The following is a 25224-nucleotide window of genomic DNA, read 5'->3' on the forward strand; positions in this document are numbered from 1 at the left end:
TCACACCGGGTGCGTCGCCCAGGGGTCGTCGTCGAGCAGGGCGCGCAGGGTCAGGTCCCAGCTCCTGGAACCGCGGGCGAGGAAGTCGTTGTGGCCCTCACCCGGCACCTCCCAGAACGCCACCGTGTCCCCGGCCGCCTGGGCGGCGTCCCGGTACGCGCGGCTGGCGGCGGCCGGCACCTGGATGTCCTCCGCGCCGTGGATGCAGACCACCGGGACCCCGATCGGGACCCGGTACACGGGCGAGGCGTCGCGGTAGAGCTGCGGCGCGTCGTCGTACCGGGCGCCGAAGAACGCCTGCAGCGCGGCGCCCGCGGTGCGACCGGCCGCGCGCGCGGCCAGGTCCATCGCGCCCGCCTGCGTGACGACCCGCTCGGGGCGAACCGGGGAATCCCGTTGCCCGGCAACCCACAACGCCAGCTGCGCGCCAGCGGAGTGACCGACGATCCGGACGTTCTCCAGATCGAGCGGGATCGGCGAGAGGGCGGGCAGCATGCCGCCGACCGCGGCCAGCGCGGCCTCGATGTCGGCACTGGTCTGTTCCCAGCCGCCACCCGCACCGACCCGGCGGTACTCGACGTTCCACGACGCCACCCCGCGCCGGGCCAGCTCGATGGCGAGGGCGGTCGCCAGGTTCAGGTGGAAGTCGGCGCTCCAATAGCCGCCGTGCACGAGCATCACCACCGGCACCGGCACCGGCACCGGCTCGGCGACCGGGGCGGCGGGCAGGTACAGGTGCCCGAACTGCTGCGGCTCGGGTCCGTAGTCGACGCGTTGGCGGGGCACGGCGACTACTGGAGGGGCCGCGCGGACCAGCGGTCGGTGAGCACGCCGATCGCGCCGAGCGCCACCGCGGCCGCCGTGGAGGTCCGCAGCACCGTCGGGCCCAGGCGCACCGCGACCGCCCCCGCCGCGGTCAGCAGGTCGACCTCCGCGTCGTCCAGGCCGCCCTCTGGCCCGACCACCAGCAGCATCTCGGCCGCCGCGGCCAGCGGCAGCTCCGCCAGCGCCGTCGTGGCCGACTCGTGCAGCACCGCGACCACGGCGCCACCGGCCACCGCGGCCGCCACCCGCTCGACGACCGCGGGCGTGCGGTGCAGGTCGAGCACCTCCGGAATATGTGCTCGCCGTGACTGTTTCGCGGCGGCCGCCGCCACCGCGCGCCATTTCGCGACGCCCTTGTCGGCCTTCGGGCCCTCCCAGCGGGCCACGCACCGCGCGGACTGCCAGGGCACGATCGCGTCGATGCCCGCCTCGGTGGCCAGCTCGACCGCCAGCTCGGAGCGCTCCGCCTTCGGCAGCGCCTGCACCAACGTCACCGCAGGGGCGGCCGCCGGGACGGTGGCGCGGGCGGTGACCTCCAGGTCGAGGCGGTCCTTGCCGACCTCGACGACCACCGCGTCCGCGACGGCACCCCGGCCGTCGGAGAGCACCAGCCGCTCACCGACCCGGATCCGGCGCACCGTGGCGGCGTGTCTGCCCTCCTTGCCGTCGAGCACGGCGACCGCGCCGACCTCGGGCAGCGGGTCCAGATAGAACACCGTCGCGGCCATGTTCGTTCGCCCGACCCGTCAGCGACCGCTGAACGCGTCGCGCAGGCGGGAGAACAGTCCGCCGTTGTGCTGCGAGGCGGTGGTGACGACCTCGGCCTGGTCCTTGTCGCGCAGGTCCTTGAACGCGTTGAGCGCCGCGGTCTGCTTGCCGTCGAGGCGCGCGGGGACCACGACCTCCAGGTGCGCGTGCAGGTCGCCCCGCACCCCGGAACGCAGCTTCGGCATGCCGTGCCCGCGGACCGACTCGACCTTGCCCGGCTGGGTGCCCGCGGGGATGGTGATCTCCGTCGGGCCGTCGATGATCGTGTTGACGGTGACGGTGGTGCCGAGCGCCGCATCGACCATCGGGACGCGGACGGTGCAGTGCAGGTCGTCGCCGTCACGGACGAACACGTCGTGCTGCTGCTCGATGATCTCGACGTACAGGTCGCCCGCGTGGCCGCCGCCGGGGCCGACCTCGCCCTGCGCGGCCAGCCGGATCCGCATGCCGCCGCTCACGCCGACCGGGACCTTCACCGCGATGTCACGGCGGGCACGCACCCGGCCGTCGCCGCCGCACTTGTGGCAGGGGTCCGGGATGGTCTCGCCGGCGCCGCGACAGGTCGGGCACGGACGGGAGGTCATCACCTGGCCGAGGAACGAGCGCTGGACGGACTGCACCTCGCCCGCACCGCGGCAGGTCTCACAGGTCACGGGCTTGGAGTCGCCGTTGGTGCCTGCACCGGTGCACGCGTCGCAGAGGATCGCGGTGTCCACGGTGATGTGCTTGGTGACGCCGGTGGCGCACTCCTCGAGGGTCAGCTTGGTCCGCAGCAGCGAATCCGCGCCGGGCTGCACGCGGCCGCGCGGTCCACGGCTGGTCTGGCCGCCGCCGCCGAAGAACGCCTCGAACACGTCGCCGAGTCCGCCGCCGAAGCCGGCACCACCGAATCCGGCGCCGCCGCCCCCGCCGCCCTGCGACAGCGGGTCGCCGCCGAGGTCGACGATTCGCCGCTTCTCGGGATCGGAGAGCACCTCGTATGCCGTCGAGATGTCCTTGAACCGGGCCTGCGCCGCCTCGTCGGGGTTGACGTCGGGATGCAGCTCCCTGGCGAGCTTGCGGTACGCCCGCTTGATCTCCTGATCGGTCGCCTTCGTGCTGACGCCCAGAAGTCCGTAGTAATCCCGTGCCACGTTAAGTCTCTCGTCCTCGTTGTCGATCAGTTCCAGCTGTCAGTGAAAGTCATGCTCGCGGCAGCCCGCGCACACGCGTCAGCGCTCGGCGAGAACCTCGCCGATATACCTCGCAACGGCGGCGACCGATGCGATTGTTCCCGGGTAGTCCATCCGGGTGGGGCCGAGCACCCCCATGCCGCCGAAGACATTGCCGCCCGCGCCGTAGCCGGTGGTGATCACCGAGGTCCCGCGGATCTGCTCCATCTGGGTCTCTTCTCCGATCCGGACGGTCACCTTGCCCGCGTCGCCGGTGGCGGCGAGCAGCTTGAGCACGATGACCTGCTCCTCGAGGGCCTCGAGGACGGATCGCAGCGAGCCGGGGAACCCGGTGAAGTCCGCCGCGTTGCGGGTCAGGTTCGCCGTGCCGCCCAGCACCAGCCGCTCCTCGGGGTGCTCGACGAGGGTCTCGATCAGCACCGTCGCGGATCGGACCACGGCGTCGCGCAGGTGGTCAGGGGCGTCGGCGGCCAGCTCCGAGACGGCGATCGACGCTGCGGCCAGGCGCTTGCCCTCCAGCGCGCCACCGAGCAGGTTCCGCAGCCGGGCCAGGTTCTCGTCGTCGATCACGTCGCCCAGTTCGACGATGCGCTGGTCGACGCGACCGGAGTCGGTGATGAGCACCAGCAGCAGCCGGGCCGGGGTCAACGCGACCACCTCGAGGTGGCGGACAGAGGACGACGAGATTGTCGGGTACTGCACGACCGCGACCTGCCGGGTCAGCTGGGCCAGCAACCGCACCCCGCGGCGGAGCACGTCGTCCAGGTCGACGCCGGATTCGAGGAACTCCAGGATGGCGCGGCGTTCGGCGGGCGAGAGCGGCTTGACGTCGGCGATCCGGTCAACGAACTGCCGGTAGCCCTTGTCCGTCGGCACCCGGCCGGAGCTGGTGTGCGGCTGGGCGATGTAGCCCTCGGCCTCGAGCACGGCCATGTCGTTGCGGACGGTGGCGCTGGAGACGCCCAGGTTGTGGCGTTCGACGAGGGCCTTCGAGCCGATCGGTTCCTGGGTGGCGACGTAGTCGGCGACGATCGCGCGCAGCACCTCGAAGCGTCGTTCATCGGTACTCGACATAGCGGCCACCTCCGTCACCCGACTCCCCCGTCCGGAAGTCCGGCGAGACCATTCGTCACGGTCGGCGTGGTTCACACCCCCGCGACCGGCTACCAGTCTAATCGCCCTGCCGGGCGCTTCCCGCGAGGCCTTACTGTGTGTGGTGCGCGAACGGCGCCAGGTGCCGGCCGCGCACCCCCGACAACCGGGACGGGAACACCGATGATTTTCAAGGGCGTGAGGGACGGCAAGCCGTACCCGGACCACGGGCTGTCCATGCGCGACTGGTCCAAGATCCCACCACGACAGGTGCGCCTCGACGAGATCGTGACCACCACCAAGGTCCTGGAGCTCGACCGCCTGCTGTCCGAGGACTCCACCTTCTACGGCGACCTGTTCCCGCACGCGGTGCTCTGGGACGGCGTGATCTACCTCGAGGACGGCCTGCACCGCGCGGTCCGCTCCGCCCTGCGCAACAGGGTCGTGCTGCACGCCCGGGTCTTCGACTACGACGCGATCCGCTGACCCGACCGGGGGGGGGCTGATCCGCCTGCGCTCATCGATCGGCTCGGCCCCGCCCTCGCTCAGATCATCAGGGCGGCGAAACCGACACAGGCGACGGTGAACAAAGCCACGACCGCGCACAGGACAACGGACCCGGTCACGATCAGTGCGGGCGCGCAGGCCGAGATCCCGGAGCCGAGCGCGATCACCGGCGACGATCGGAGCCGGGAGATCGACGGTTCGGCGGGGACGGGGGCCCGGTCGGCTGATGGGTGGTTCATGTGATCTCCTGTCCCGGCCTACAGGCCGACGGTCTTTTCGAGGGCGCAGAGTTCGTCGTCGAGGCGACCGAGCAGGGGCTGAAGTAGCGGCACCACTCGCCGGCAGCCGGTCAGCCCGAACGCGATCTCGTCATCGGTACTGGTGCAGGTGATGTTGAGGGCCTGTCCGTCGACCGGGATCGACAGCGGATACAGCGCGGTCAGACGGGCGCCGTTCCAGTACAGGGGCTCAGCCGGCCCGGGAACGTTGGAGATCATCACGTTCGGCGGGCGGACCGGCCCGCCCATTCCGAACATGCCCAGTGCGAGCGGCGCGGCCCCGAGCGCACTCATCGCCAGAGCCTGCGCCGAGCTCATCGCCCGCAGTGCCTGTTTGCCCTCGCGCATGGAGGCCGTCACGGTCGCGAGGCGGTTCGCCGGGTCGGCGAGGTCGGTGGCGAGATTACACATCAGCACCCCGATCTCATTGCCTGCCTTGCCCTCCCGCTGCTCGCCACGCAGCGAGACCGGCACCATCGCGATCAGCGGGTCGGCAGGCAGCGCCTCGAGATCGCCCAGGTAGCCGCGCAGCGCCCCTGAGCACATCGCGAGCACCACGTCGTTGATGGTCGCCTCGGCATGCTTGGCGACCAGCCGTAGCCGTTCGATCGGCCAGGACTGTGCCGCGAACCGTCGGGCCCCACCGATCGGCACGTTGAAGATGCTGCTGGGTGCAGAGAGCGAGAGCGATCCGCCACGCCCGTGCAAGGCCCGGTCGACGGTGCCAACGAGCGCGGGCACGAGGCCTCCCAGCTCACCGAGCGCGCCGCGAGCGACACGCAGCGCGGTGGCAGGCACGCCGAGCGGTCCGCGACCGCCCGCCGGCTGGTCCAAGACGAGTCGCAGCGCGCTGCGCTCGCGCACCAGCGGCTCCCATGGCGCGGGCATCTCCCGCCGTGCCGGGTCCGCGCTGAGCCCACGGCGCAGCAGCTTCATCGCCGACACGCCGTCCGCGAGGGCGTGGTGGATCTTCGTGTAGACCGCGAAGCGGCCGTCAGCGAGGCCCTCGATGAGGTGCATCTCCCACAGCGGCCTGCTTCGGTCCAGCAACACGGAATGCAAGCGGGAGACCAGCTCCAGCAGTTCGGTGATCCCGCCAGGGCGCGGCAGGGCATCGTGACGCACATGGTGCCCGAGGTCGACGTCGACATCCGTCTCCCAGCCCCACTGCCCCAGCGAGGTCACCGACCGACGGGCGCGTTTACGCAACAGCGGCGCGACATCGCCCCGACCCAAGGACGAATCGAGCAGTGCCCGCACATCGCACCCATCGGCGCCATCCGGCGGAGCGAACAGCGCGAGCCCCCCTACATGCATCGGATGGTCACGAGACTCGCCGAGCAGGAACATCGAATCGGTCGGCGCCATCGGCAGCAGCAAGGTTCGGCCTTTCATGTGCCCGCACCCGGACGATCACGCGGGACGTGGAGCCGAGGGGGCGTGTCCTGGATTTTGTCCAGCGGCAACGATGGGGCCAACGTTAGAGGCAGCAGCGGCTGAAGACTGTCCCCGAAGCGCGGGGGATGTCCCGATTGCGCAGGGACTTCGAGTGCACAGGGTTTTCGGGCCGGGCTACGTCGTGGTGAGGGTCTTCGACGGCGGCTGCCCGTACCGCTTTCGGTATTCGAGAGCGAAACGGCCGAGGTGCTGGAATCCCCAGCGATAGGCCACATCGGTGACCGCGACGTCGGACGGGTCTGCCTGGATCAGGTCCTCATGGGCCCGCTCGAGCCGCACATCGCGAAGATAGGCCAGTGGCGAGACCCCGACGTACCGCCGGAATCCGTCCTGCAGGGTGCGCACGCTGACGCCCACCAGCATCGCCAGCCCGCTGACGGTCCACGGCTCCTCGGGATGCGCGTGGATCGCATCGATGGCCCGACTGATCGTGCGCGGGCGGGCAGCGTGGGCGGGCGAGTCGAGGAGTTCACGGCTGTCGTGCGCCGCCGTGAGCAGCAAACCGGTGGTCACGGCATCGACCAGCCGGCTCGAAACCAGCTCGTTGTAGAGCAGGCTGCTGTCGTCGTCGAGTTCCGCGGCGAGGGTTCGGACCAGAGCCAACCAGCTCGCGCCCGACTTGCTGGACAGATCGAACACGGGGTCGAAGGTCACCGGTTTGCCGACCGGCCGGCCGAGTAGGGCGCGAAGCTCGGACTCGAGGTAGGCGCGGTCGAACTTGATGCCGTACACCACGCAGTCCGCGCTCCATCGCGTGATCCTGGTGGAGCGATGCGGGAGGTAGATGGACGCGCGCCCGCGGGTGACCACATCGGGCTCTCCGCCCGCTTCCGACTCGATGCCGCCCGACATCGGAATGTTCACGTGGTAGGCACTTTCCAGCTCGTCGAGGTGGATGCTCACGTCCACTCCGTACGACAACCGCCCCACGGACACAGGACCGAGCTGCACAGTGCGTAGCGACATGTCGAGGTCGGAGTCCGTGGTGAGCTGGGCCAGCCGGTGGGGGTAGTAATTCCGACCGACGGCCGCGCGCGCCTCGTCGAGGGTTCGGGCATGAAATGCCAACACCCGGCGCGTCGGTTCGGGCGCACCCGCTGCAGGCGATTTATCGTGCATCTTTCGGCTCCACACCCAGGCTACGCGCGGCCCGGCCGAAGCAGATCCCACAGATCCCGATTGGATCGAATCCGGGAGCCGCGGACCCGGCCACCTGCCCACTTGTGCCGCTGACCCAAAAGGCCCGTGGTTGTTGGCCGAATCGGCCAAGCGCCGCGGCTCCGCTCGCGCCGATACTCGACGCCAACCCCCACCGAGGAGTGTGCGATGAGCATCGACCAGCTGGTGCCGACGATCGTCCGACCGCCCGTCACCATTCACTGCCCGGCGACCGGCGAGGAGGTCGGCTCGGTTCCCGACACAGAGCCCGACTCGGTAGCCGAGGTGGTCGACGGACTCCGCGCACAGCAGCCGGCCTGGGAGGCCCTCGGACCCAAGGGTCGGGCAAGGTGGCTGTTCAAACTGCGGGACTGGTTGCTGGACAACGAGACCCACCTGGAGGATGTTCTCCAGTCCGAGACCGGGAAGCCGCGGACCGAGGCCGGGCTCGAGGTGCCGGTGATCGCCGAGATCATCAACTTCTACGCCGCCCGCGCGCCGCGCGACCTGGCCGACGCGAAGCTCCCGAACTCCGGTGCGTTCAGCCTCACCAAATCGCAGCGCAAGACATATCGCCCGCATCCGGTGGTCGGGGTGATCACGCCGTGGAACTTCCCGCTGCTGATGCCCGCCATGGACGTGATCCCCGCGCTGCTCGCAGGCGCCGCCGTCATCCTCAAGCCGTCCGAGGTGACCCCGCTTTCCGCGCTCGAACTGGCGCGCGGATGGCGCGAGATCGGCGCGCCGCCGATACTGGCCTGCATCACCGGCCGCGGGGACACCGGCGCGGCCGTCGTCGACGCCGTCGACATGGTGCAGTTCACCGGCTCCACGGCCACCGGGCGCAAGATCGCCGCCCGGGCGGGCGAGCGCCTGATCCCCTGCAGCGTCGAACTCGGCGGCAAGGACGCCGCGATCGTGCTTGCCGACGCCGACCTCGAGCGGGCAGCCAGCGGGATCGTCTGGGGCGGGCTGATGAACTCCGGCCAGGCCTGCATCTCGGTCGAACGGGTCTACGTCGAGGAGGCCGTGCACGACGAGTTCGTCGCGCTGCTCACCGAGAAGGTCCGGTCGCTGCGTCAGGGCGCCGACGACGACTCCCACTCCGCGGACGTCGGCGCGCTGGCCAACGTGAACCAGGTCGACATCGTGCGCCGTCACGTCGACGACGCGATCGCCCGCGGCGCCACCGCACTGACCGGCGGCGCCCCGACCGGGGTGGGGACCTTCTTCGAGCCGACCGTGCTGGTCGACGTGGACCACACCATGGCCTGCATGACCGAGGAGACCTTCGGTCCCACCATCCCCGTGATGAGGGTGGCCGACGCGGACGAGGCCGTCCGGCTCGCCAACGACTCGGTCTACGGCCTGTCCGCGACCGTCTGGACCGGCAGCCGCTCGCGCGGGGAGGCCATCGCTCGACGCCTCGAGGTCGGGGCGGTGAACGTCAACGACATGTTCAGCAACCTCTTCTGCTTCGGGCTGCCGCACGGCGGATGGAAGACCTCCGGGATCGGCGCGCGCTTCGGCGGCGACTCGGGCCTGCACAAGTACTGCCGGGTGCAGGCCGTGACCGCCCCCCGGTTCCCCACCCTGACGAACGAACCGCTGTGGTACCCGTACACGCCCTCGCGGGCGCGGGTCGCGGCGAAGCTGCTGCGGGCGATCGTCGCCCGCGACATGCGCCGCCGATTCTCCGGAACCGGTCGGTGATCCTCAGAGGCCGGACCGGATCCCGTTGCCGCACAGCCGCGTCGGGGTGCGCCGGCTGGACGGGCGGGGTCAGCTCAGGATGTCGCGGATGACACCGTCGGCCAGCAGCCTGCCGCGGTCGCTGAGCACCAGGCGGTCATCGGCGCGCGAGAGCAGCCCGTCCGCGACGGCCTGCTCGGCGGCCGCGATCTCGGAAGCTCGCAGGTCCGACACCGGCAGTCCCGACCGCAGCCGCAGCGTCAGCATCACCCGCTCCATGTGCCGGTCCTCGGCGGTGAGCTGCTCGCTGTCCGCGACGGGCAGCTCACCCGCCGTCAGCCGGTCGGCGTAGCGGGCCGGGTGCTTGACGTTCCACCAGCGCACCCCGCCGACGTGGCCGTGCGCGCCTGGGCCCGCGCCCCACCAGTCGCCGCCGTCCCAGTACCCCAGGTTGTGCCTGCACTCGGCGCCCTCCTTCGCCCAGTTCGACACCTCGTACCAGCTCAGCCCGGCGTCGGCGAGGCGCGCGTCGATCCGCTCGTACCGGGCGGCGAGGACGTCGTCGTCGGGCGCGGGCAGGTCCCCGCGTCGCACCTTCCTGGCCAGCGCGGTGCCGTCCTCCACGATGAGCGCGTACGCCGAGACGTGGTCGACGCCCGCGGCGAGCACCGCATCAAGGGACGCGTCGAGGTCCTCGTCGCGCTCGCCGGGCGTGCCGTAGATCAGGTCGAGATTCACGTGCTCGAACCCCGCCGCGCGCGCCTCCACGGCGGCCGCCACCGGGCGCCCCGGGGTGTGGGTGCGGTCGAGGATCCGCAGCACGTGCTGCGCCGCCGACTGCATGCCAAGCGAGATGCGGGTGAACCCGGCCTCGCGGAGGCGGTCGAAGAACTCCGGCGAGGTGGACTCGGGGTTCGATTCCGTGGTCACCTCGGCGCCCGCGGCCAGGCCGAAGCTCGAGCGGACCGCGCCAAGCACGTCGGCCAGGCCGTCGCCGCCGAGCAGCGACGGCGTGCCGCCGCCGACGAACACCGTCTCCGCCGCGGGCAGCGCACCCTCGGCGCCGAGCATCGCGGCGGCCGCGTCCAGCTCGCGGCGCAGCCCCTCCAGCCAGGACTGCGGCGACGCCGAGGTGCCCAGCTCCCCCGCCGTGTACGTGTTGAAGTCGCAGTACCCGCAGCGCGTCGCGCAGAACGGGACGTGGATGTAGATGCCGAAGGGACGCGACCCCACTCCGGCCAGCGCATGGTCCGGCAGCGCAAACGCAGCAGCCACCGGCTCGGTCATCGATCCACTCACCCCATCAGTGTCCCATTACCAGAGGACGTGACGAGCGCCACACATCGCCCTGCCTGCGCATTTCCCCCGAGTCGGGGGGAAATAGCCATGGGGTGTCGGAATCCGCGAGGTCATCTGGCACAATTGGCCGGGTGACCGGACTTGGGATTGCGCTCGTGGCTCGACGCCACGTCGATCTCAAGCGTGTCTGTAGCTGTCTGCCCTTGCCTGCGTAGACGCCATTCGCCAGCCCCCTCTCAGTCCCGGCCGGTCTCGGATGTGCCTGCGGGGACAGCCCTCCCCGTCGGCGTTGCCATCACAGACCGGCGCACCGAAGAAGATTCTGGAGCGCCTCCGATGTCGCAAAGTGTCGACACTCCTCCTCCCGCCCGCGCGCCGCGGCCGGCCAAGCGCCGTGCCGAGGGCCAGTGGGCCCTCGGCTACCGCGAGCCGCTGAACGCCAACGAGCAGGCCAAGAAGGACGACAACCCGCTCAACGTCCGCGCCCGCATCGAGAACATCTACTCGAAGCAGGGATTCGACAGCATCGACAAGTCCGACCTGCGCGGCCGGATGCGCTGGTGGGGCCTCTACACCCAGCGTGAGCAGGGTTACGACGGCACCTTCACCGGTGACGAGAACATCGACCTGCTCGAGGCCAAGTACTTCATGATGCGGGTGCGCTGCGACGCAGGCGCGCTCAACGTCGAGCAGCTGCGCACCATCGCGGGCATCTCCACCGAGTTCGGCCGCGACACCGCCGACCTCTCCGACCGCGAGAACGTCCAGTACCACTGGATCGAGGTCGAGAACGTCCCCGAGATCTGGAAGCGGCTCGAGTCCGTCGGCCTCAAGACCACCGAGGCCTGCGGCGACTGCCCGCGCGTCGTCCTCGGGTCCCCGCTGGCAGGCGAGTCCCTCGACGAGGTCCTCGACCCGACCCCGGCGATCGACGAGATCGTCCGCCGCTACATCGGCAAGCCCGAGTACTCGAACCTGCCGCGCAAGTTCAAGACCGCGATCTCCGGCCAGCAGGACGTGGTGCACGAGATCAACGACGTCGCCTTCATCGGCGTCAACCATCCCGAGCACGGCCCCGGCCTCGACCTGTGGGTCGGCGGCGGGCTCTCGACGAACCCGATGCTGGCGCAGCGCGTCGGCGTCTGGGTGCCGCTCGACGAGGTGCCGGACGTGTGGGAGGCCGTGGTCTCGATCTTCCGCGACTACGGCTACCGCCGGCTGCGGTCCAAGGCGCGGCTGAAGTTCCTCATCAAGGACTGGGGCATCGAGAAGTTCCGGGAGGTGCTCGAGACCGAGTACCTCAAGCGAAAGCTGATCGACGGCCCCGCGCCCGAGCAACCCAAGCGGCCGATCGACCACGTCGGCGTCCAGAAGACCCGCAACGGCCTCAACGCCGTCGGCTTCGCGCCGATCGCGGGCCGGGTCTCCGGCACCATCCTCGCGAAGGTCGCCGACGCCGCCGAGAAGGCGGGCAGCGACAAGATCCGCTTCACGCCGTACCAGAAGCTGATCATCCTCGACGTCGCCGACGACAAGCTCGATCAGCTGATCGCCGACCTCGACGAGCTGGGCCTGCCCGCCCGCCCGTCGCACTGGCGGCAGAACCTGATGGCCTGCTCCGGCATCGAGTTCTGCAAGCTGTCGTTCGCCGAGACCCGGAAGCGCTCGCAGGTGCTGGTGCCCGAGCTCGAGCAGCGCCTCGCGGACATCAACGCGCAGCTCGACGTGCCGATCACCATCAACATCAACGGGTGCCCCAACTCCTGCGCCCGCTCGCAGGTCGCGGACATCGGCTTCAAGGGCATGCTCATCGACGACGGCGAGGGGAATCAGGTGGAGGGCTTCCAGGTTCACCTGGGAGGCAGCCTCGGGTTCGACGTGGCCTTCGGCCGCAAGCTGCGCCAGCACAAGGTCGCCAGCACCGAGATGGGCGACTACATCGACCGGGTGGTCCGGCAGTTCGTCAAGCACCGCAATGCGGGCGAACGCTTCGCCGAGTGGGCCGTCCGAGCAGACGAGGGGGATCTCCGTTGACCACATTGGATCTGGCCACCGCGACCGCGGACGACCTCCGCGCGCTCGCCGAGCAGGCGGCGGCGAGCCTCGACGGCGCGTCCGCGCAGGAACTGCTGCAGTGGACCGAGGACACGTTCGGGACCGACTTCATCGTCGCGTCGAACATGCAGGACGGCGTCCTGGTGCACCTGGCCGCCCAGGTGCACCCCGGCGTCGACGTGCTGTTCCTCGAGACCGGCTACCACTTCGCGGAGACCATCGGCACCCGCGACGCGGTCGAGGCGGTGTACGGGGTGAACGTCATCAACGTCCAGGCCGAGGCCAGCGTCGCCGAGCAGGACGCGGCCGAGGGCAAGGACCTGTTCGCCCGCGACCCCGGCCGCTGCTGCGCACTGCGCAAGGTCGCGCCGCTGAAGAAGTCGCTCGCCGGATACAAGGCCTGGGTGACCGGCATCCGCCGGGTCGAGTCCCCCACCCGCGCCAACGCCCCGCTGATCTCGTTCGACGACGCGTTCGGGCTCGTGAAGATCAACCCGATCGCCGCGTGGTCCGACGACGACATGCAGGCCTACATCGACAAGCACTCGATCCTGGTGAATCCGCTTGTCGACGAAGGCTATCCATCAATCGGGTGCGCGCCGTGCACCGCCAAGCCAGCCCCCGGCTCCGATCCGCGCAGCGGACGGTGGGCCGGTAACGCCAAGACAGAATGCGGGTTGCACGCCTCATGACTGCTGAACTGACCGACATCCGACCGCAACTCGACGGCACCGACTTCGACACGCTCGCTGCCCTCGAGTCCGAGGCCATCCACATCTTCCGTGAGGTGGCAGGCGAGTTCGAGCGCCCGGTGATCCTGTTCTCCGGCGGCAAGGACTCCACGGTGCTGCTGCACCTGGCGATCAAGGCCTTCTGGCCCGCACCCCTGCCCTTCGCGCTGCTGCACGTGGACACCGGGCACAACCTGCAGGAGGTGCTGGACTTCCGCGACCACGTGGTCGAGAAGTACAACCTGCGCCTGCACGTGGCCAAGGTCGAGGACTACCTCGCCGACGGCCGGCTCACCGAGCGGCCCGACGGCATCCGCAACCCGCTGCAGACGGTGCCGCTGCTGGACGCCATCGCCGAGAACCGCTTCGACGCGGTGTTCGGCGGCGCCCGCCGCGACGAGGAGCGCGCCCGCGCCAAGGAGCGGATCTTCTCGCTGCGCAACGCGTTCGGCCAGTGGGACCCGAAGAAGCAGCGTCCCGAGCTGTGGAACCTGTACAACGGCAAGCACTCCCCCGGCGAGCAGGTCCGCGTGTTCCCGCTGAGCAACTTCACCGAGCTCGACATCTGGCGGTACATCGCCCGCGACAACGTGGAGCTGGCCAGCATCTACTACGCCCACCAGCGCGAGGTGTACCAGCGCGACGGCATGTGGATGACCTCCGGCGTCTGGGGCGGACCGCGGGAAGGCGAGGAGGTGCAGAACCTCTCGGTGCGCTACCGCACCGTCGGCGACGGCTCCACCACCGGCGCGGTGCTCTCCGAGGCGGCCGACAACGAGGCCATCCTCGCCGAGGTCGCGGCGTCCCGATTGACCGAGCGCGGTGCCACCCGTGGCGACGACCGAGTTTCCGAAGCGGCCATGGAAGACCGCAAGCGAGAGGGCTACTTCTGATGAGCGACCTGTTGAGGCTCGCCACCGCGGGCAGCGTCGACGACGGCAAGTCCACCCTGGTGGGCCGGCTGCTGTACGACACGAAATCCGTTCTCGCCGACCAGATCGACGCCGTCACCCGCGCGTCGGTCGACCGTGGGCTCGACACCCCGGACCTGTCGCTGCTGGTCGACGGCCTCCGCGCGGAGCGTGAGCAGGGCATCACCATCGACGTGGCGTACCGCTACTTCGCGACGCCCAACCGCACCTTCGTGCTCGCGGACACCCCGGGCCACGTGCAGTACACCCGAAACACCGTCTCCGGCGCGTCCACCGCGCAGCTGGTGATCCTGCTCGTCGACGCGCGCAAGGGCGTCATCTCGCAGACCCGCAAGCACGCCGCCGTGCTCGCGCTGCTCGGCGTGCCGAAGCTGGTGCTCGCGGTCAACAAGATCGACCTGGTCGAGAACCCGGCCCAGGTGTTCGCGGACATCTCCGAGGAGTTCAACGCGCTCACCACCTCGCTGGGGTGGGCGTCCGAGGACGTCGTGGAGATCCCGGTCTCCGCGCTGCACGGCGACAACGTGGCCGTCCGCTCCGAGAACACCCCGTACTACAACGGCCCCACCCTGATCGAGCACCTCGAGTCGATCCCGGTGGACGCCGAGCCGCACCGGGTGGGCCTGCGCTTCCCGGTCCAGTACGTGATCCGGCCTCGCACCGCCGACTTCCTCGACTACCGCGGCTACGCCGGTCAGGTCGCCGCGGGTTCGGTCCGCCCTGGCGACGAGGTGGTGATCCTGCCGTCCGGCACCCGCACCACCGTCGAGCGCGTCGACACCGCCGACGGTGAGCTCGACGTCGCGAACGCGGGGCGCAGCGTCACGCTGATCCTGGCCGACGACGTCGACGTCTCGCGCGGCGACACCATCGCCTCGATCGAGGACGCGCCCGAGCCGATCGGCGAGTTCGAAGCGACGGTCTGCTGGCTCGCCGAGAAGCCGCTGCGGCCCGGCGCCCGCCTGCTGCTCAAGCACGGCACCCGCACCACGCAGGCGATCGTCGGTGGCATCGTGGAGCGGTTCGACGAGCAGGACCTCACCACGGCACAGAGCCCGGACACCCTCGAGCTCAACGAGATCGGCAAGATCTCGGTGCGCGTCGCGGAGCCGATCGTGGCGGACGACTACACGGTCAACCGGCACACCGGCAGCTTCCTGCTGATCGACCCGGCGGGTGGCAACACCCTCGCGGCCGGCCTGGTCGGCGACGCGATCGCCGCCGTCGAGCTCGCCCGCGTCTAGCGTCGTGTTCGACATCCAGGTCGGGACGCACGCGTCCCCGATGCCCGTGCCGGCACCGCTGATCGCGGTGGCCCACGGCAGCCGCGACCCCCGCTCCGCGCGGGCGGTCGCGGCCGCGGTGGACGGCATCCGGGCCTCGCGCCCCGACCTGGACGTCCGCCTCTGCTTCCTTGACCTGTCCGCCCCGTCGGTGGACCAGGCCATCGATGCGGTTGCCGCCGAGGGACATTCGTCCGCCGTCGTGGTGCCGCTGCTGCTGGGCAGCGCCTTCCACGCGCGGGTGGACCTGCCCGCGCTGCTCGCGGCAGGCCGCCGCAGGCACCCCGGGCTCAACCTGATCCAGGCCGAGGTGCTCGGGGACGACCACCGGTTGGTCTCCGCCGTGCGCGACCGCATCACCCAGACGGGAACCGATCTCGGCGATCCCGAGGTCGGAGTCGTGCTGGCCGCGGTCGGTTCGTCCTCGGAGACCGCCAACGAACTCACCACGCGGATCGGCCCGCGGCTGCGGGCCGGCACCGGCTGGGCAGGCGTCGAGGTCTGCTTTGCGACCACCGGACCCGGCGTGCCGCAGGCCGTCTCGGCGCTGCGGGCCCGCGGCGCGCGGTCCATCGTCGTCGCCCCGTGGTTCCTCGCGCCCGGCCTGCTCACCGACCGGATCGGCCGGTCCGCCGAGGACTGCGCCCCGGAATCGCTGCAGGCCGACGTGATCGGCGCCCACCCCCTGCTGGCGGAGGTCGCGCTCGACCGGTACGCCGCGGGCGTCGAGCGGCTCACCGCCGGCCGGGTCGAACTCTCCGCCTAGCCCGACCGCTCGACCTCGTCGAGCCTGCGCCACAGGTGCTCCCGTTCGGCGTCGGTGCCGACGGTCTCCAGCGCCGCCCGGTAGGCCGCCGCGGCCTCCGGGAACCGGCCGAGCCGCTGCAGCAGGTCCGCGCGGGCGACCGCGTACGGGTGATAGCCCCGCAGCCGCGGCTCCCCCGACAACCCGTCGAGCAGGGTCAGCCCCGCCTCCGGTCCGTCCCGCATCGCCACCGCCACCGCCCGGTTCAGCGCCACCACCGGCGACGGCGCCAGCGCGAGCAACAAGTCGTAGAGCGCCACCACCTGTGGCCAGTCCGTCGAGGCGACGTCCGCGGCCTCGTCGTGCAGGGCCGCGATGGCCGCCTGCACCCCGTACACGCCCGGCGGGCCACCGGTCAGCGCGACGACCACCAGCGCGCCGCCTTCCTCGATGGCCGCGCGATCCCAGTGGCTACGGTCCTGGTCGTCGAGCAGCACCAGCTCGCCGCCCGGCCCGGTCCGCGCGTCGCGGCGGGCATGGATCAGCAGCATCAGCGCCAGCAACCCGGCGACCTCGCGTTCGGCGGGGAGCAGCCGCCGCAGGATCCGGGCGAGCCGGATCGCCTCCTCCGCGAGGTCGAGGCGCTGCAGGTCGGGACCCGAGCTGGCCGCGTAGCCCTCGGTGAAGATCGAGTAGATCACCCCGAGCACCCCGGGCAGGCGGTCCGGCAATTCGTCGGCACCCGGCACCCGGAACGGGATCCTTGCCTGCCGGATCTTCTTCTTGGCCCGCACGATTCGCTGCGCCATCGTCGCGGCCGGGACCAGGAACGCCCTGGCCACCTCCGGCGTCGTCAGTCCGGCCAGGCAGCGCAGGGTCAGCGCCGCCCTGTCCTCGTCCGCGAGCGCCGGATGGGTGCAGGTGAAGAACAGCTGCAGCCGGTCGTCGGGCAGGTCGGCGAGCGCGTCGGCGGGCGGGGCCGGGTCCGCCCGGTCGGACTCGACCTGCAGGACGGCGAGCCGGGCCGCGTAGGCCTGGTCCCGCCGCAGCCGGTCGACCGCCCGCCGCCGCGCCGTCGTCATCAGCCAGGCGCCGGGCCGGGCAGGAACGCCGTCCACCGGCCAGTGCACCAGCGCGGCCTCGATGGCCTCCGAGGTGACCTCCTCGGCCAGGTCGAGGTCGCCGAACCGGCGGACGAGCGAGGCCAGCAGCCGGCCGCGTTCCTCCCGGAACACGGCCTCCACGGACGACTCGGCCGCGGCCCGCTCGTCCATCGCGGTCACTCGCCGAAGTCGGCGATCGGCCGCACCACGACCGATCCGCCGCCGCGGGCGCCGGGGCAGCGGGCCGCCCAGTCGAGTGCGACGTCGAGGTTCGGCACGTCGATCACGTAGAAGCCGCCGAGGACCTCGCGGCTCTCCGCGAACGGTCCGTCGGTGACCGTGCGCTGCCCGTCGGGTCCGACCCGGACCGCCGTCGCGGTGGTCAGGTCCGCCAGCGATTCCCCGGACACGAAGATGCCCGCCTCGCTGACCTGCTTGTCGTAGACCATCCAGTCCTCGGGGGTGCACCCGTTTGTGACGGGATCGGTGGAGGCCGCGTTGATCAGCATCATGTACTTCATGGCTCGACTCCTGTCGTTTCATCGTGCGGCGAGGTGCCGTACTCAATGACGACGAACGGAACCCGGTCGAATCGACACGTGCAGGAAAATAGTAGGCGGCTGCGCCGCCTGTGCGCGGTTGACGAGTGTCTGGACTCGTCAACCGCGCACGGGCCGCGGAGCGGCCTAGGCCGGGATGTTCGGGATCAGGGTGGCGCGGGCGTAGACGGTCTCGCCCTCCTTGAGCTGCAGCGCCTCGCTGTCGCCGCGGGTCACCTGGGCCGCGAACAGGTCGCCGGTGGCGGCGTTGCGCAGCTCCACCCGCACCTCGAAGCCGAGGTGCACCACCCGCTCGACCGTCGCCCGGGTGACACCCGCGGACTCCGCGGTGCCTGCCTTCTGCGCGACCGCCATGCTGGGGTCGCGCCCGACGCGGATGTCGTGCGGGCGGACCAGCTGGCCGTTCAGCTTGGCCACCGGGCCGAGGAACGACATCACGAAGTCGTTCGCGGGCGTGTCGTACAGGTCCCGAGGGGTGCCGACCTGCTCGATCCGCCCCTTGTTCAGCACCGCGATCCGGTCGGCGACGTCGAGCGCCTCCTCCTGGTCGTGGGTGACCAGCACGGTGGTCACGTGCACCTCGTCGTGCAGCCGCCGCAGCCAGGTCCGCAGGTCCTCGCGGACCTTGGCGTCGAGCGCACCGAACGGCTCGTCGAGCAGCAGCACCTGCGGGTCGACGGCGAGCGCGCGGGCCAGCGCCATGCGCTGCCGCTGGCCGCCGGAGAGCTGGGCCGGGTAGCGGTGCTGGAAACCGTCGAGACCGACGATCTCGAGCAGCTCGTTGACCTTCTTGTCGATCTCGGGCTTCGGACGCTTGCGGATCTTCAGCCCGAACGCGACGTTGTCGCGAACGGTCATGTGCTTGAACGCCGCGTAGTGCTGGAACACGAAGCCGATGTCGCGCTTCTGCGGCGGCACACCGGTGACGTCCTTGCCCCCGATGGTGATGGTCCCCGAGTCCGGGTTCTCCAGCCCGGCGATCGACCGCAGCAGGGTCGACTTGCCGGACCCGGACGGACCGAGCAGCGCGGTCAGGGAGCCGGCCGGGATGTCCAGCGACAGGTTGTCGAGGGCGGCGAAGTCGCCGAAGTTCTTGTTGGCGCCGATCACGGAAATCATGTGTTGCTCCTCTTGCGGTCGAGCAGCGTCATCAGCAGCAGGGTCACCAGCGCGATCCCCATCAGCAGCGTCGCCGCGCAGTAGGCCCCGAAGGTGTTGTGATCGTCGATGTAGCGCGAGTGCACGAGCAGGGTCAGGGTCTGGGAGACGCCGGGGAACCCCGAGGACACCATGATCACCGCGCCGAACTCGCCGAGCGAACGGGCAACGGTGAGCACCACGCCGTAGGTCAGGCCCCAGCGGATCGCGGGCAGGGTTATCCGCCAGAAGGTCTGCCACTTGGAGGCGCCGAGGGTCGCGGCGGCCTGCTCCTGCTCGTCGCCGATCTCGTGCAGCACCGGTTCGACCTCGCGGACCACGAACGGCAGCGTGACGAAGATGGTGGCCAGCACCATGCCTGGCAGGCCGAAGATCACCCGGAACCCTGCCTCGTCCAGGACGCCGAACCAGCCGTTGACGCCCCACAGCAGGATCAGCGAGACGCCGACGACGATCGGCGAGACCGCGAACGGCAGGTCAACGACCGCCTGCATCAGGCCGCGGCCCGGGAACCGTCCCCGGACCAGCGCCAGGGCCGTGACGATGCCGAAGATCACGTTGATCGGCACGACGATGGCCACGATCAGCAGCGAGAGGTTCAGCGCCGAGATCGCCGCCGGGGTGGAGATCGCCTCGATGAAGGCGCCGATGCCCCGCTCGAAGGTGCGCCACAGGATGACGCCGATCGGCACCAGCAGCAGGAAGAACAGGTAGCCGAGCGCGACGACCCGCATCCCGAGCTTCGATCCGGTCGAGAGGTTCACTGGGCCTGCTCCTCACGTCGCTGGCTGCGGCTCGAGAGCACCCGCAACACCAACAGGGTGACGAAGGCGATCGCCAGCAGCGCCACCGACACCGCGGCGGCGTTGACCGGCCGGTCGATCTCGATCTGCTGCTGGATGTACTGCGAGGTCACCTGCGTCTCGCGCGGGATGTTGCCGCCGATCAGCACGACCGAGCCGTACTCGCCGATCGCCCTGGCGAACGCCAGGCCCGCGCCGCTGATGATCGCGGGCGACAGGATCGGCAGCACCACCTTCCGGAAGATGGTCCAGTTGCTCGCGCCGAGGGACGCGGCGGCCTGCTCCACCTCCCGGTCGGTCTCGATCAGCACCGGCTGCACCGACCGGACCACGAACGGCAGCGTGACGAACGCCAGCGCGACGACGAGGCCGGGCTGGGTCGCGTTGAGCTGCACACCGATCGGGCTGTTCGGGCCGTACAGCGCCAGCAGCACGATGCTCGCCACGATGGTCGGCAACGCGAACGGGAGATCGATGAGCGCGTTGACGAATCGCTTACCGGGGAACTCGTCGCGGACCAGCACCCAGGCGATCAGGGTGCCCATCACCACATTGATGAGGGCGACGACCGCCGAGACCGTGACGGTCACGCGCAGCGAGGCCAGCGCGACCGGGCTGGTCACGGCCTCCCAGAACCCGCTGAGGCCGTCCTCGAACGAGGTCACCGTCAGCGCCGCGAGCGGGAGCAGCACGATGACGCTGAGCCAGAGCATCGCGACGCCGATGCCAAGCGGGCCAACGGTGCCGGTCACGGCGGTCCACTTGCGCTTCTTCGGGCGGGTGGGCCGAGCGGGGGGACCGGTCTCGGTCGACTGCTGTCCTACGGACTCGGACACCAGTCCCCCCGTCGTTGTTTCTGTAGTGCTGGTCACGGTCAGATTACTTGGTGGCGTTGTCGTAGATCGTGGCGATGGAGCCGGTTTCCTTCTTGAACAGGCTCTCGTCGACGGCCTTCCAGCCGCCGAGGTCCGCGATCGTCCACAGCTTCGCGGACGCAGGGAAGTCGGCCGCGAACTCGGCGGCGACACCGGGATCGACCGGACGGAATCCGGCCTCGGCCCACAGCTTCTGGCCCTCGGTGGTGAAGAGGAAGTCCTTGAACGCGTTGGCCTTCTCGAGGTTCTGGCTGCTCTTGATCACGGCGACCGGGTTCTCGATCTTGAATGTGACCGGCGGGGTGACGTGCTCGACCGGGTCCCCGTTGCGCTCGGCGAACAGGGCCTCGTTCTCGTAGCTCAGCAACACGTCGCCGGTGCCCTGCAGGAAGGTCTCGGTGGCCTCGCGACCGGACTTCGGCTGAACCTTCACGTGATCGGTGACGAGCGTGTTCAGGTAGTCGAGTCCGGCCTGCGGGTTCTTGCCGCCGTCGCTCTTGGCGGCGTACGGCGCCAAGAGGTTCCACTTCGCCGAGCCCGAGCTGAACGGGTTGGGCGTGACCACCTCGAGGCCGGGCTGGAGCAGGTCGTCCCAGTCCTTGATGCCCTTCGGGTTGCCCTCGCGGACCACCACCGTCACGACCGAGCCGAACGGGATCCCGTTGTAGGCGTCCTTGTTCCAGTCCTCGCTCACCAGGCCCGCGTCGACGAGGCGGGTGATGTCGGGCTCGACGGAGAAGTTGACGAAGTCGGCCTGGGCGCCGTCCTTGACCTTGCGGGACTGGTCACCGGAGGCGCCGTAGGACTGCTGGAACTCGACGTTCTTGCCGGCCTCGGTCTCGTTGAAGGCGGGGATCAGCTTGTCGTAGCCGGGCTTGGGGACCGCGTAGGCGAACAGGCTGACGGTGCCCCCGCTGCCGTCGCTCGATCCACCCTCGGCGCCGACGGTGTCGCTCGAGCCGCCGCTGCACGCGGTCAGTGCGATCGAGCCGGCGGTGACGGCGGCGGCCAGCAGGAGGCCGGAACGGGTGATGCGAGAGCGCGCGCTCATGTGAATTGCCTTTCACAGGTGTGCCACGAGGGCAAGGAGGTGGTGTCCGGTCCTCAGACCGCAGCGCGGGACCACTACCGGCAACGGCGTGGTCTCACGGTGACACAGAATTGGGGTTGTCGCCCGCTACGTGGGGCGGTCCGGCCGCGGCTCAGGTGGCTCGTGCGGCTACGGGAATCGACAACAGTCGATATCGGCGACCGCAAGCATGCCGACAGCGATCAACGCCAGTTCATGGCGGACCTGGTGCACGGCGGTTGCAGACACGCGCACGAATGTAGCAGAGCTACCGGCCCCGATCGAACTGGAGCCGGCACCGTTCCACTACCTGGTCAGCAGCCAGCCGATCAGGACCAGGAGCATCAGCGCGATGAGGGCGAGGGTGACACGCGAACGGGGCATCAGCGGGCACCGTCCTCGGTGGCGGAGGCGGGGGCCGAGTCCCGGCCGAGCAGCACGAAGATCCTGGCGAGCAGCAGGTCGGCGCCGCTGGCGATCCCGATCGCGAGCGGCATCATCACCGCCATCACGAGGATCAGCTGCGGGATGAAGGGCAGCCCGATCACCCAGAGCTCGAGTCCGTCCCACCAGCTGGCAATCTGTGTCACCCGGTCAGCCTATCGCCCCCACTCCGGTGGACGCCCACGCCCGTCGGGCAGATGATGATGAGATGGCCCAACTCGATGATCAGATGGCCCCACTCGATGACACCGAGGCGCTCACAAACGGCGAGGTGGTGCCCGCGAACCTGCCTGCGCGCATCGACCTGGAGCACCATCGCCGCACCTTCCCGCCCATCGACGACTACGCATTCCTCTCCGACTGCGAGACCACCTGCCTGATCGCCCGCAACGGCTCGGTCGAGTGGATGTGCGTGCCCCGCCCCGATTCGCCGAGCGTCTTCGGTGCGGTCCTCGATCGGAGCGCGGGCCACTTCCGGATCGGCCCCTACGGGCAGAACGTGCCCGCGGCCAGGCGCTACCTGCCGGGCGGGCTGATCGTCGAGACCACGTGGCAGACCGAGACCGGCTGGCTCATCGTGCGCGATGCCCTGGTGATGGGCCCGTGGCACAACACCCAGGAGCGCTCGAAGACCCATCGGCGCACCCCGACCGACTGGGATGCCGAGGGCATCCTGTTGCGGACCATCAAGTGCGTCAGCGGGACCATCGAGCTGGAGATGAGCTGCGAGCCCGCCTTCGACTACCACCGCGCCGCCGCGAAGTGGGAGTACACGGGCAAGGTCTACGAGGAGGCCACCGCCACCTGCGACGGCAGCCTCCTCGGCGCGCACCCCACCCTGCGGCTGACCACCAACTTCAAACTCGGACTCGAGGGCCGTGAGGCGCGGATCCGGACCCGGATGCGGGAGGGCGACAACGGCTTCGTCGCCCTGTCCTGGGCGGACGTGCCCGCGCCCGGCACCTTCGAGGAGGCCGCGGACAAGATGTGGCAGACCGCGGAGTGCTGGCGCCAGTGGATCACCATCGGCCGCTTCCCCGACCACCCGTGGCGCGGCTACCTGCAGCGCAGCGCGCTCGCCCTCAAGGGCCTGACCTACAGCCCGACCGGTGCGCTGCTCGCCGCCTGCACCACCTCCCTGCCGGAAACCCCTGGCGGCGAGCGCAACTGGGACTACCGCTATGCGTGGGTGCGCGACTCCACCTTCGCACTGTGGGGCCTGTACACCCTCGGCCTCGACCGGGAGGCCAACGACTTCTTCTCGTTCATCTACGACGTGTCCCGGTCCGAGGACGGTCACCCGAACCCGCTGCAGGTGATGTACGGGATCGGCGGCGAGAAGACCCTCGAGGAGGAGGAGCTCGGCCACCTGTCCGGATACGACGGGGCCCGCCCGGTGCGCATCGGCAACGGCGCATACAACCAGAACCAGCACGACATCTGGGGCACCATGCTCGACTCGGTGTACCTGCACGTGCGCTCGCGCGACCGGGTCCCCGAATCGCTGTGGCCGCTGCTCAAACGGCAGGTCGAGGAGGCGATCGAGCATTGGCGTCAGCCCGACCGCGGGATCTGGGAGGTGCGCGGCGAACCGCAGCACTTCACCTCCTCGAAGGTGATGTGCTGGGTGGCCCTCGACCGCGGCAGCAAGCTGGCGATCCTGCACGGCGAGAAGGCGTATGCCGAGCAGTGGGCGCGGATCGCCGACGAGATCAAGGACGACATCCTCGAACACGGGGTGGACGACCGGGGCGTCTTCACACAGCGCTACGGCGACGATTCGCTCGACGCCTCGCTGCTGCTGGTGCCGTTGCTGCGCTTCCTGCCCTCGCACGACCACCGGGTGCGCGCCACCGTGCTTGCCATCGCCGACGAGTTGACCGACGACGGTCTGGTGCTGCGGTACCGGGTGGAGACCACCGACGACGGCCTGTCCGGCGAGGAGGGCACGTTCACCATCTGCTCGTTCTGGCTGGTGTCGGCGCTGGTCGAGATCGGCGAACTGTCACGCGCCAAGCGCCTGTGCGAGCGGCTGCTCGGGTTCGCCAGCCCTCTCAAGCTGTATGCCGAGGAGATCGATCCGCGGACCGGCAGGCACCTGGGGAACTTCCCCCAGGCCTTCACCCACCTGGCGCTGATCAACGCGGTGGTGCACGTGATCAGGGCCGAGGAGGCCGGCGACACCGGTACCTTCCAGCCCGCGCACGGCCCGACCTGAGAACGCCGCGGGTCGGCCCGCCAGGGCTTCGTCAGGCAAACCGGCGTAGCAGCCGCTCCGCATCGTCCGCGATCCACCGAACGACCTCGCCCGCCGGACGGGCCGAGTGCACCAGGCCGACGGCCTCACCGGCGTACACGACGCCGAGGTCGGGGTCGTTCGGGTCGTAGGCCTCCGCGAGGGTCTCCTCGGACCCGTCGGCGCCGTGCCAGGCCTCGGTGAACTCGTTCGCGATCGCCCGGCCGCCCCAGCGGCTCGGCCACGGCTGACTACGGGCCTGATCGAAGACGGAGGTGTACACGGTGTCGGCGCTGCCGGCCTCGACCACCCGCTCGCGGGCATAGCCGGGTCCGATGGTCTCCGGGCTGGCCAGCAGGGCGGTGCCGATCAGCGCGCCCTCCGCGCCCGCGGCGATGACCGCCGCCAGCCCGCGCCCCGTGCCGATGCCACCGGCCGCGACCACCGGCAGGTCCGTCGCGTCGAGCAGTTCCTGCAGCAGCGGCAGGGTGCCGATCTGGCCGGTGTGCCCGCCCGCCTCGCCGCCCTGGGCGATCACCAGGTCCACCCCGGCAGCCTCGGCGACCCGCAGGTCCTCGAGCGTGTTCACCTGGGACACGACAGGGATACCCGCGGCGTGCACCCGCGGCACGTAGGCGGCCGGGTCGCCGAAGGACAGCGACACCAGCACCGGCTCCTCAGCCAGCGCCGCGTCGAGCAGGGTGTCGTCGTCGTCGAGTGCCCACGTCATCAGCCCGACGCCGAACCGCCCGCCGATGCGGCGGGCCACCGCCGCCTCCTCGGCCACCCACTGCGGGGTCGCGTACCGCGCCGCGCCGAGCAGCCCGAGGCCCCCCGCCTTGGACACCTCGCCGGTCAGTTCGCCGCCTGCCCTGCCGCCCATCGGCGCGCCGAGGATCGGCACCTCGATCCGCAGTTCCCTGGTCAGCCAGGTCTCGAGCATGCCGATTCCTCTCCTGTCGCGGCTACGCCGCCTGTGCG

At 70.4% G+C, this 25224-nt stretch carries 25 protein-coding genes; 8 read left to right on the plus strand and 17 right to left on the minus strand.

Annotated features, from left to right (window positions below; genetic code table 11):
* The 4 genes from JOE46_RS07820 to hrcA form a co-directional block, all read right to left on the minus strand.
* Complete coding sequence (locus JOE46_RS07820) at positions 1–786, minus strand: S9 family peptidase (protein WP_097211375.1); 786 nt, start codon at positions 784–786, stop codon at positions 1–3.
* A gap of 5 nt (positions 787–791) precedes the next feature.
* Positions 792–1553: a 16S rRNA (uracil(1498)-N(3))-methyltransferase gene (locus JOE46_RS07825; RefSeq protein ID WP_097211376.1), complete on the minus strand. Its 762-nt coding sequence runs from the start codon at positions 1551–1553 to the stop codon at positions 792–794.
* 18 nt (positions 1554–1571) lie between these two features.
* Positions 1572–2726, minus strand: coding sequence for a molecular chaperone DnaJ (dnaJ, locus tag JOE46_RS07830; protein WP_097211377.1), 1155 nt, complete (start codon positions 2724–2726; stop codon positions 1572–1574).
* A 78-nt stretch (positions 2727–2804) separates the two neighbouring features.
* Entirely contained in the window at positions 2805–3839 is a 1035-nt protein-coding gene (hrcA, locus tag JOE46_RS07835) for a heat-inducible transcriptional repressor HrcA (protein WP_097211526.1), read from the minus strand.
* A gap of 201 nt (positions 3840–4040) precedes the next feature.
* Between hrcA and JOE46_RS07840 the strand changes: the two genes are divergently transcribed.
* Positions 4041–4343: a type II toxin-antitoxin system VapB family antitoxin gene (locus tag JOE46_RS07840; protein ID WP_077042050.1), complete on the plus strand. Its 303-nt coding sequence runs from the start codon at positions 4041–4043 to the stop codon at positions 4341–4343.
* A 59-nt stretch (positions 4344–4402) separates the two neighbouring features.
* On the opposite strand, the gene JOE46_RS07845 is transcribed toward JOE46_RS07840, so the two are convergent.
* From JOE46_RS07845 to JOE46_RS07855, 3 genes are all read right to left on the minus strand, one after another.
* Positions 4403–4603: a hypothetical protein gene (locus JOE46_RS07845; protein WP_209926766.1), complete on the minus strand. Its 201-nt coding sequence runs from the start codon at positions 4601–4603 to the stop codon at positions 4403–4405.
* An 18-nt stretch (positions 4604–4621) separates the two neighbouring features.
* Entirely contained in the window at positions 4622–6022 is a 1401-nt protein-coding gene (locus tag JOE46_RS07850; RefSeq protein WP_209928995.1) for a wax ester/triacylglycerol synthase family O-acyltransferase, read from the minus strand.
* Between the two features lie 192 nt (positions 6023–6214).
* The gene (locus JOE46_RS07855; protein ID WP_209926768.1) at positions 6215–7219 is read right to left on the minus strand and encodes an AraC family transcriptional regulator; all 1005 of its coding nucleotides are present in this window, start codon (positions 7217–7219) and stop codon (positions 6215–6217) included.
* A 207-nt stretch (positions 7220–7426) separates the two neighbouring features.
* Here JOE46_RS07855 and JOE46_RS07860 point away from each other — a divergent pair, with 207 nt between their 5' ends.
* Positions 7427–8971: an aldehyde dehydrogenase family protein gene (locus JOE46_RS07860; protein ID WP_209926771.1), complete on the plus strand. Its 1545-nt coding sequence runs from the start codon at positions 7427–7429 to the stop codon at positions 8969–8971.
* Between the two features lie 69 nt (positions 8972–9040).
* Here the strand turns inward: JOE46_RS07860 and hemW are convergent, their stop codons facing one another.
* Positions 9041–10237, minus strand: coding sequence for a radical SAM family heme chaperone HemW (gene hemW, locus JOE46_RS07865; protein WP_209928996.1), 1197 nt, complete (start codon positions 10235–10237; stop codon positions 9041–9043).
* A gap of 348 nt (positions 10238–10585) precedes the next feature.
* Between hemW and JOE46_RS07870 the strand changes: the two genes are divergently transcribed.
* From JOE46_RS07870 to JOE46_RS07890, 5 genes are read left to right on the plus strand one after another with little or no spacing between them, the layout of a single operon-like run.
* Positions 10586–12283: a nitrite/sulfite reductase gene (locus JOE46_RS07870; protein WP_027499952.1), complete on the plus strand. Its 1698-nt coding sequence runs from the start codon at positions 10586–10588 to the stop codon at positions 12281–12283.
* A gap of 5 nt (positions 12284–12288) precedes the next feature.
* Positions 12289–12996 carry a phosphoadenylyl-sulfate reductase gene (locus JOE46_RS07875; protein WP_209928998.1) on the plus strand — a complete coding sequence of 236 codons (708 nt, stop codon included), beginning with the start codon at positions 12289–12291 and terminating at the stop codon, positions 12994–12996.
* Positions 12993–13928, plus strand: a complete 936-nt coding sequence (cysD, locus tag JOE46_RS07880) for a sulfate adenylyltransferase subunit CysD (RefSeq protein ID WP_077042056.1) — start codon at positions 12993–12995, stop codon at positions 13926–13928. The genes JOE46_RS07875 and cysD overlap by 4 nt, the downstream gene beginning before the upstream one ends.
* Positions 13928–15211 carry a sulfate adenylyltransferase subunit 1 gene (locus tag JOE46_RS07885; protein ID WP_209926773.1) on the plus strand — a complete coding sequence of 428 codons (1284 nt, stop codon included), beginning with the start codon at positions 13928–13930 and terminating at the stop codon, positions 15209–15211. Before cysD ends, JOE46_RS07885 begins: the two co-directional genes overlap by 1 nt.
* Before the next feature lie 40 nt (positions 15212–15251).
* Positions 15252–16016 carry a sirohydrochlorin chelatase gene (locus JOE46_RS07890; RefSeq protein ID WP_209928999.1) on the plus strand — a complete coding sequence of 255 codons (765 nt, stop codon included), beginning with the start codon at positions 15252–15254 and terminating at the stop codon, positions 16014–16016.
* Here JOE46_RS07890 and JOE46_RS07895 read toward each other — a convergent pair.
* The 8 genes from JOE46_RS07895 to JOE46_RS07925 form a co-directional block, all read right to left on the minus strand.
* Positions 16013–17269, minus strand: coding sequence for an RNA polymerase sigma factor (locus JOE46_RS07895; protein WP_209929000.1), 1257 nt, complete (start codon positions 17267–17269; stop codon positions 16013–16015). The genes JOE46_RS07890 and JOE46_RS07895 overlap by 4 nt on opposite strands.
* Positions 17270–17274: 5 nt before the next feature.
* Positions 17275–17619 (minus strand): YciI family protein, encoded by a 345-nt coding sequence (locus tag JOE46_RS07900; RefSeq protein ID WP_209926775.1) that lies wholly within the window; start codon positions 17617–17619, stop codon positions 17275–17277.
* Between the two features lie 165 nt (positions 17620–17784).
* The gene (locus JOE46_RS07905) at positions 17785–18777 is read right to left on the minus strand and encodes a sulfate/molybdate ABC transporter ATP-binding protein (RefSeq protein ID WP_027499945.1); all 993 of its coding nucleotides are present in this window, start codon (positions 18775–18777) and stop codon (positions 17785–17787) included.
* On the minus strand, positions 18774–19550 hold the full coding sequence (cysW, locus tag JOE46_RS07910) for a sulfate ABC transporter permease subunit CysW (protein ID WP_245221511.1): 777 nt from the start codon (positions 19548–19550) through the stop codon (positions 18774–18776). The genes JOE46_RS07905 and cysW overlap by 4 nt, the downstream gene beginning before the upstream one ends.
* Before the next feature lie 26 nt (positions 19551–19576).
* Positions 19577–20497, minus strand: coding sequence for a sulfate ABC transporter permease subunit CysT (gene cysT, locus JOE46_RS07915; RefSeq protein WP_373560248.1), 921 nt, complete (start codon positions 20495–20497; stop codon positions 19577–19579).
* A gap of 1 nt (position 20498) precedes the next feature.
* On the minus strand, positions 20499–21545 hold the full coding sequence (locus tag JOE46_RS07920) for a sulfate ABC transporter substrate-binding protein (protein ID WP_209926777.1): 1047 nt from the start codon (positions 21543–21545) through the stop codon (positions 20499–20501).
* 168 nt (positions 21546–21713) lie between these two features.
* A complete protein-coding gene (locus JOE46_RS27090; protein WP_354581603.1) occupies positions 21714–21818 on the minus strand; it encodes an Ms4533A family Cys-rich leader peptide in 105 nt (34 codons plus the stop codon).
* Positions 21819–21946: 128 nt separating this feature from the next.
* Positions 21947–22153: a hypothetical protein gene (locus JOE46_RS07925; protein ID WP_097211386.1), complete on the minus strand. Its 207-nt coding sequence runs from the start codon at positions 22151–22153 to the stop codon at positions 21947–21949.
* Positions 22154–22215: 62 nt separating this feature from the next.
* On the opposite strand from JOE46_RS07925, the gene JOE46_RS07930 reads away from it, so the two are divergent.
* Complete coding sequence (locus JOE46_RS07930; protein ID WP_245220975.1) at positions 22216–24225, plus strand: glycoside hydrolase family 15 protein; 2010 nt, start codon at positions 22216–22218, stop codon at positions 24223–24225.
* 31 nt (positions 24226–24256) lie between these two features.
* Here the strand turns inward: JOE46_RS07930 and JOE46_RS07935 are convergent, their stop codons facing one another.
* On the minus strand, positions 24257–25186 hold the full coding sequence (locus tag JOE46_RS07935) for a nitronate monooxygenase family protein (RefSeq protein ID WP_097211387.1): 930 nt from the start codon (positions 25184–25186) through the stop codon (positions 24257–24259).
* Positions 25187–25224: the final 38 nt, after the last annotated feature.

It is taken from the genome of Rhodococcus sp. PvR099, assembly GCF_017833315.1.
GTDB classification, from domain to species: domain Bacteria; phylum Actinomycetota; class Actinomycetes; order Mycobacteriales; family Mycobacteriaceae; genus Rhodococcus_G; species Rhodococcus_G oryzae.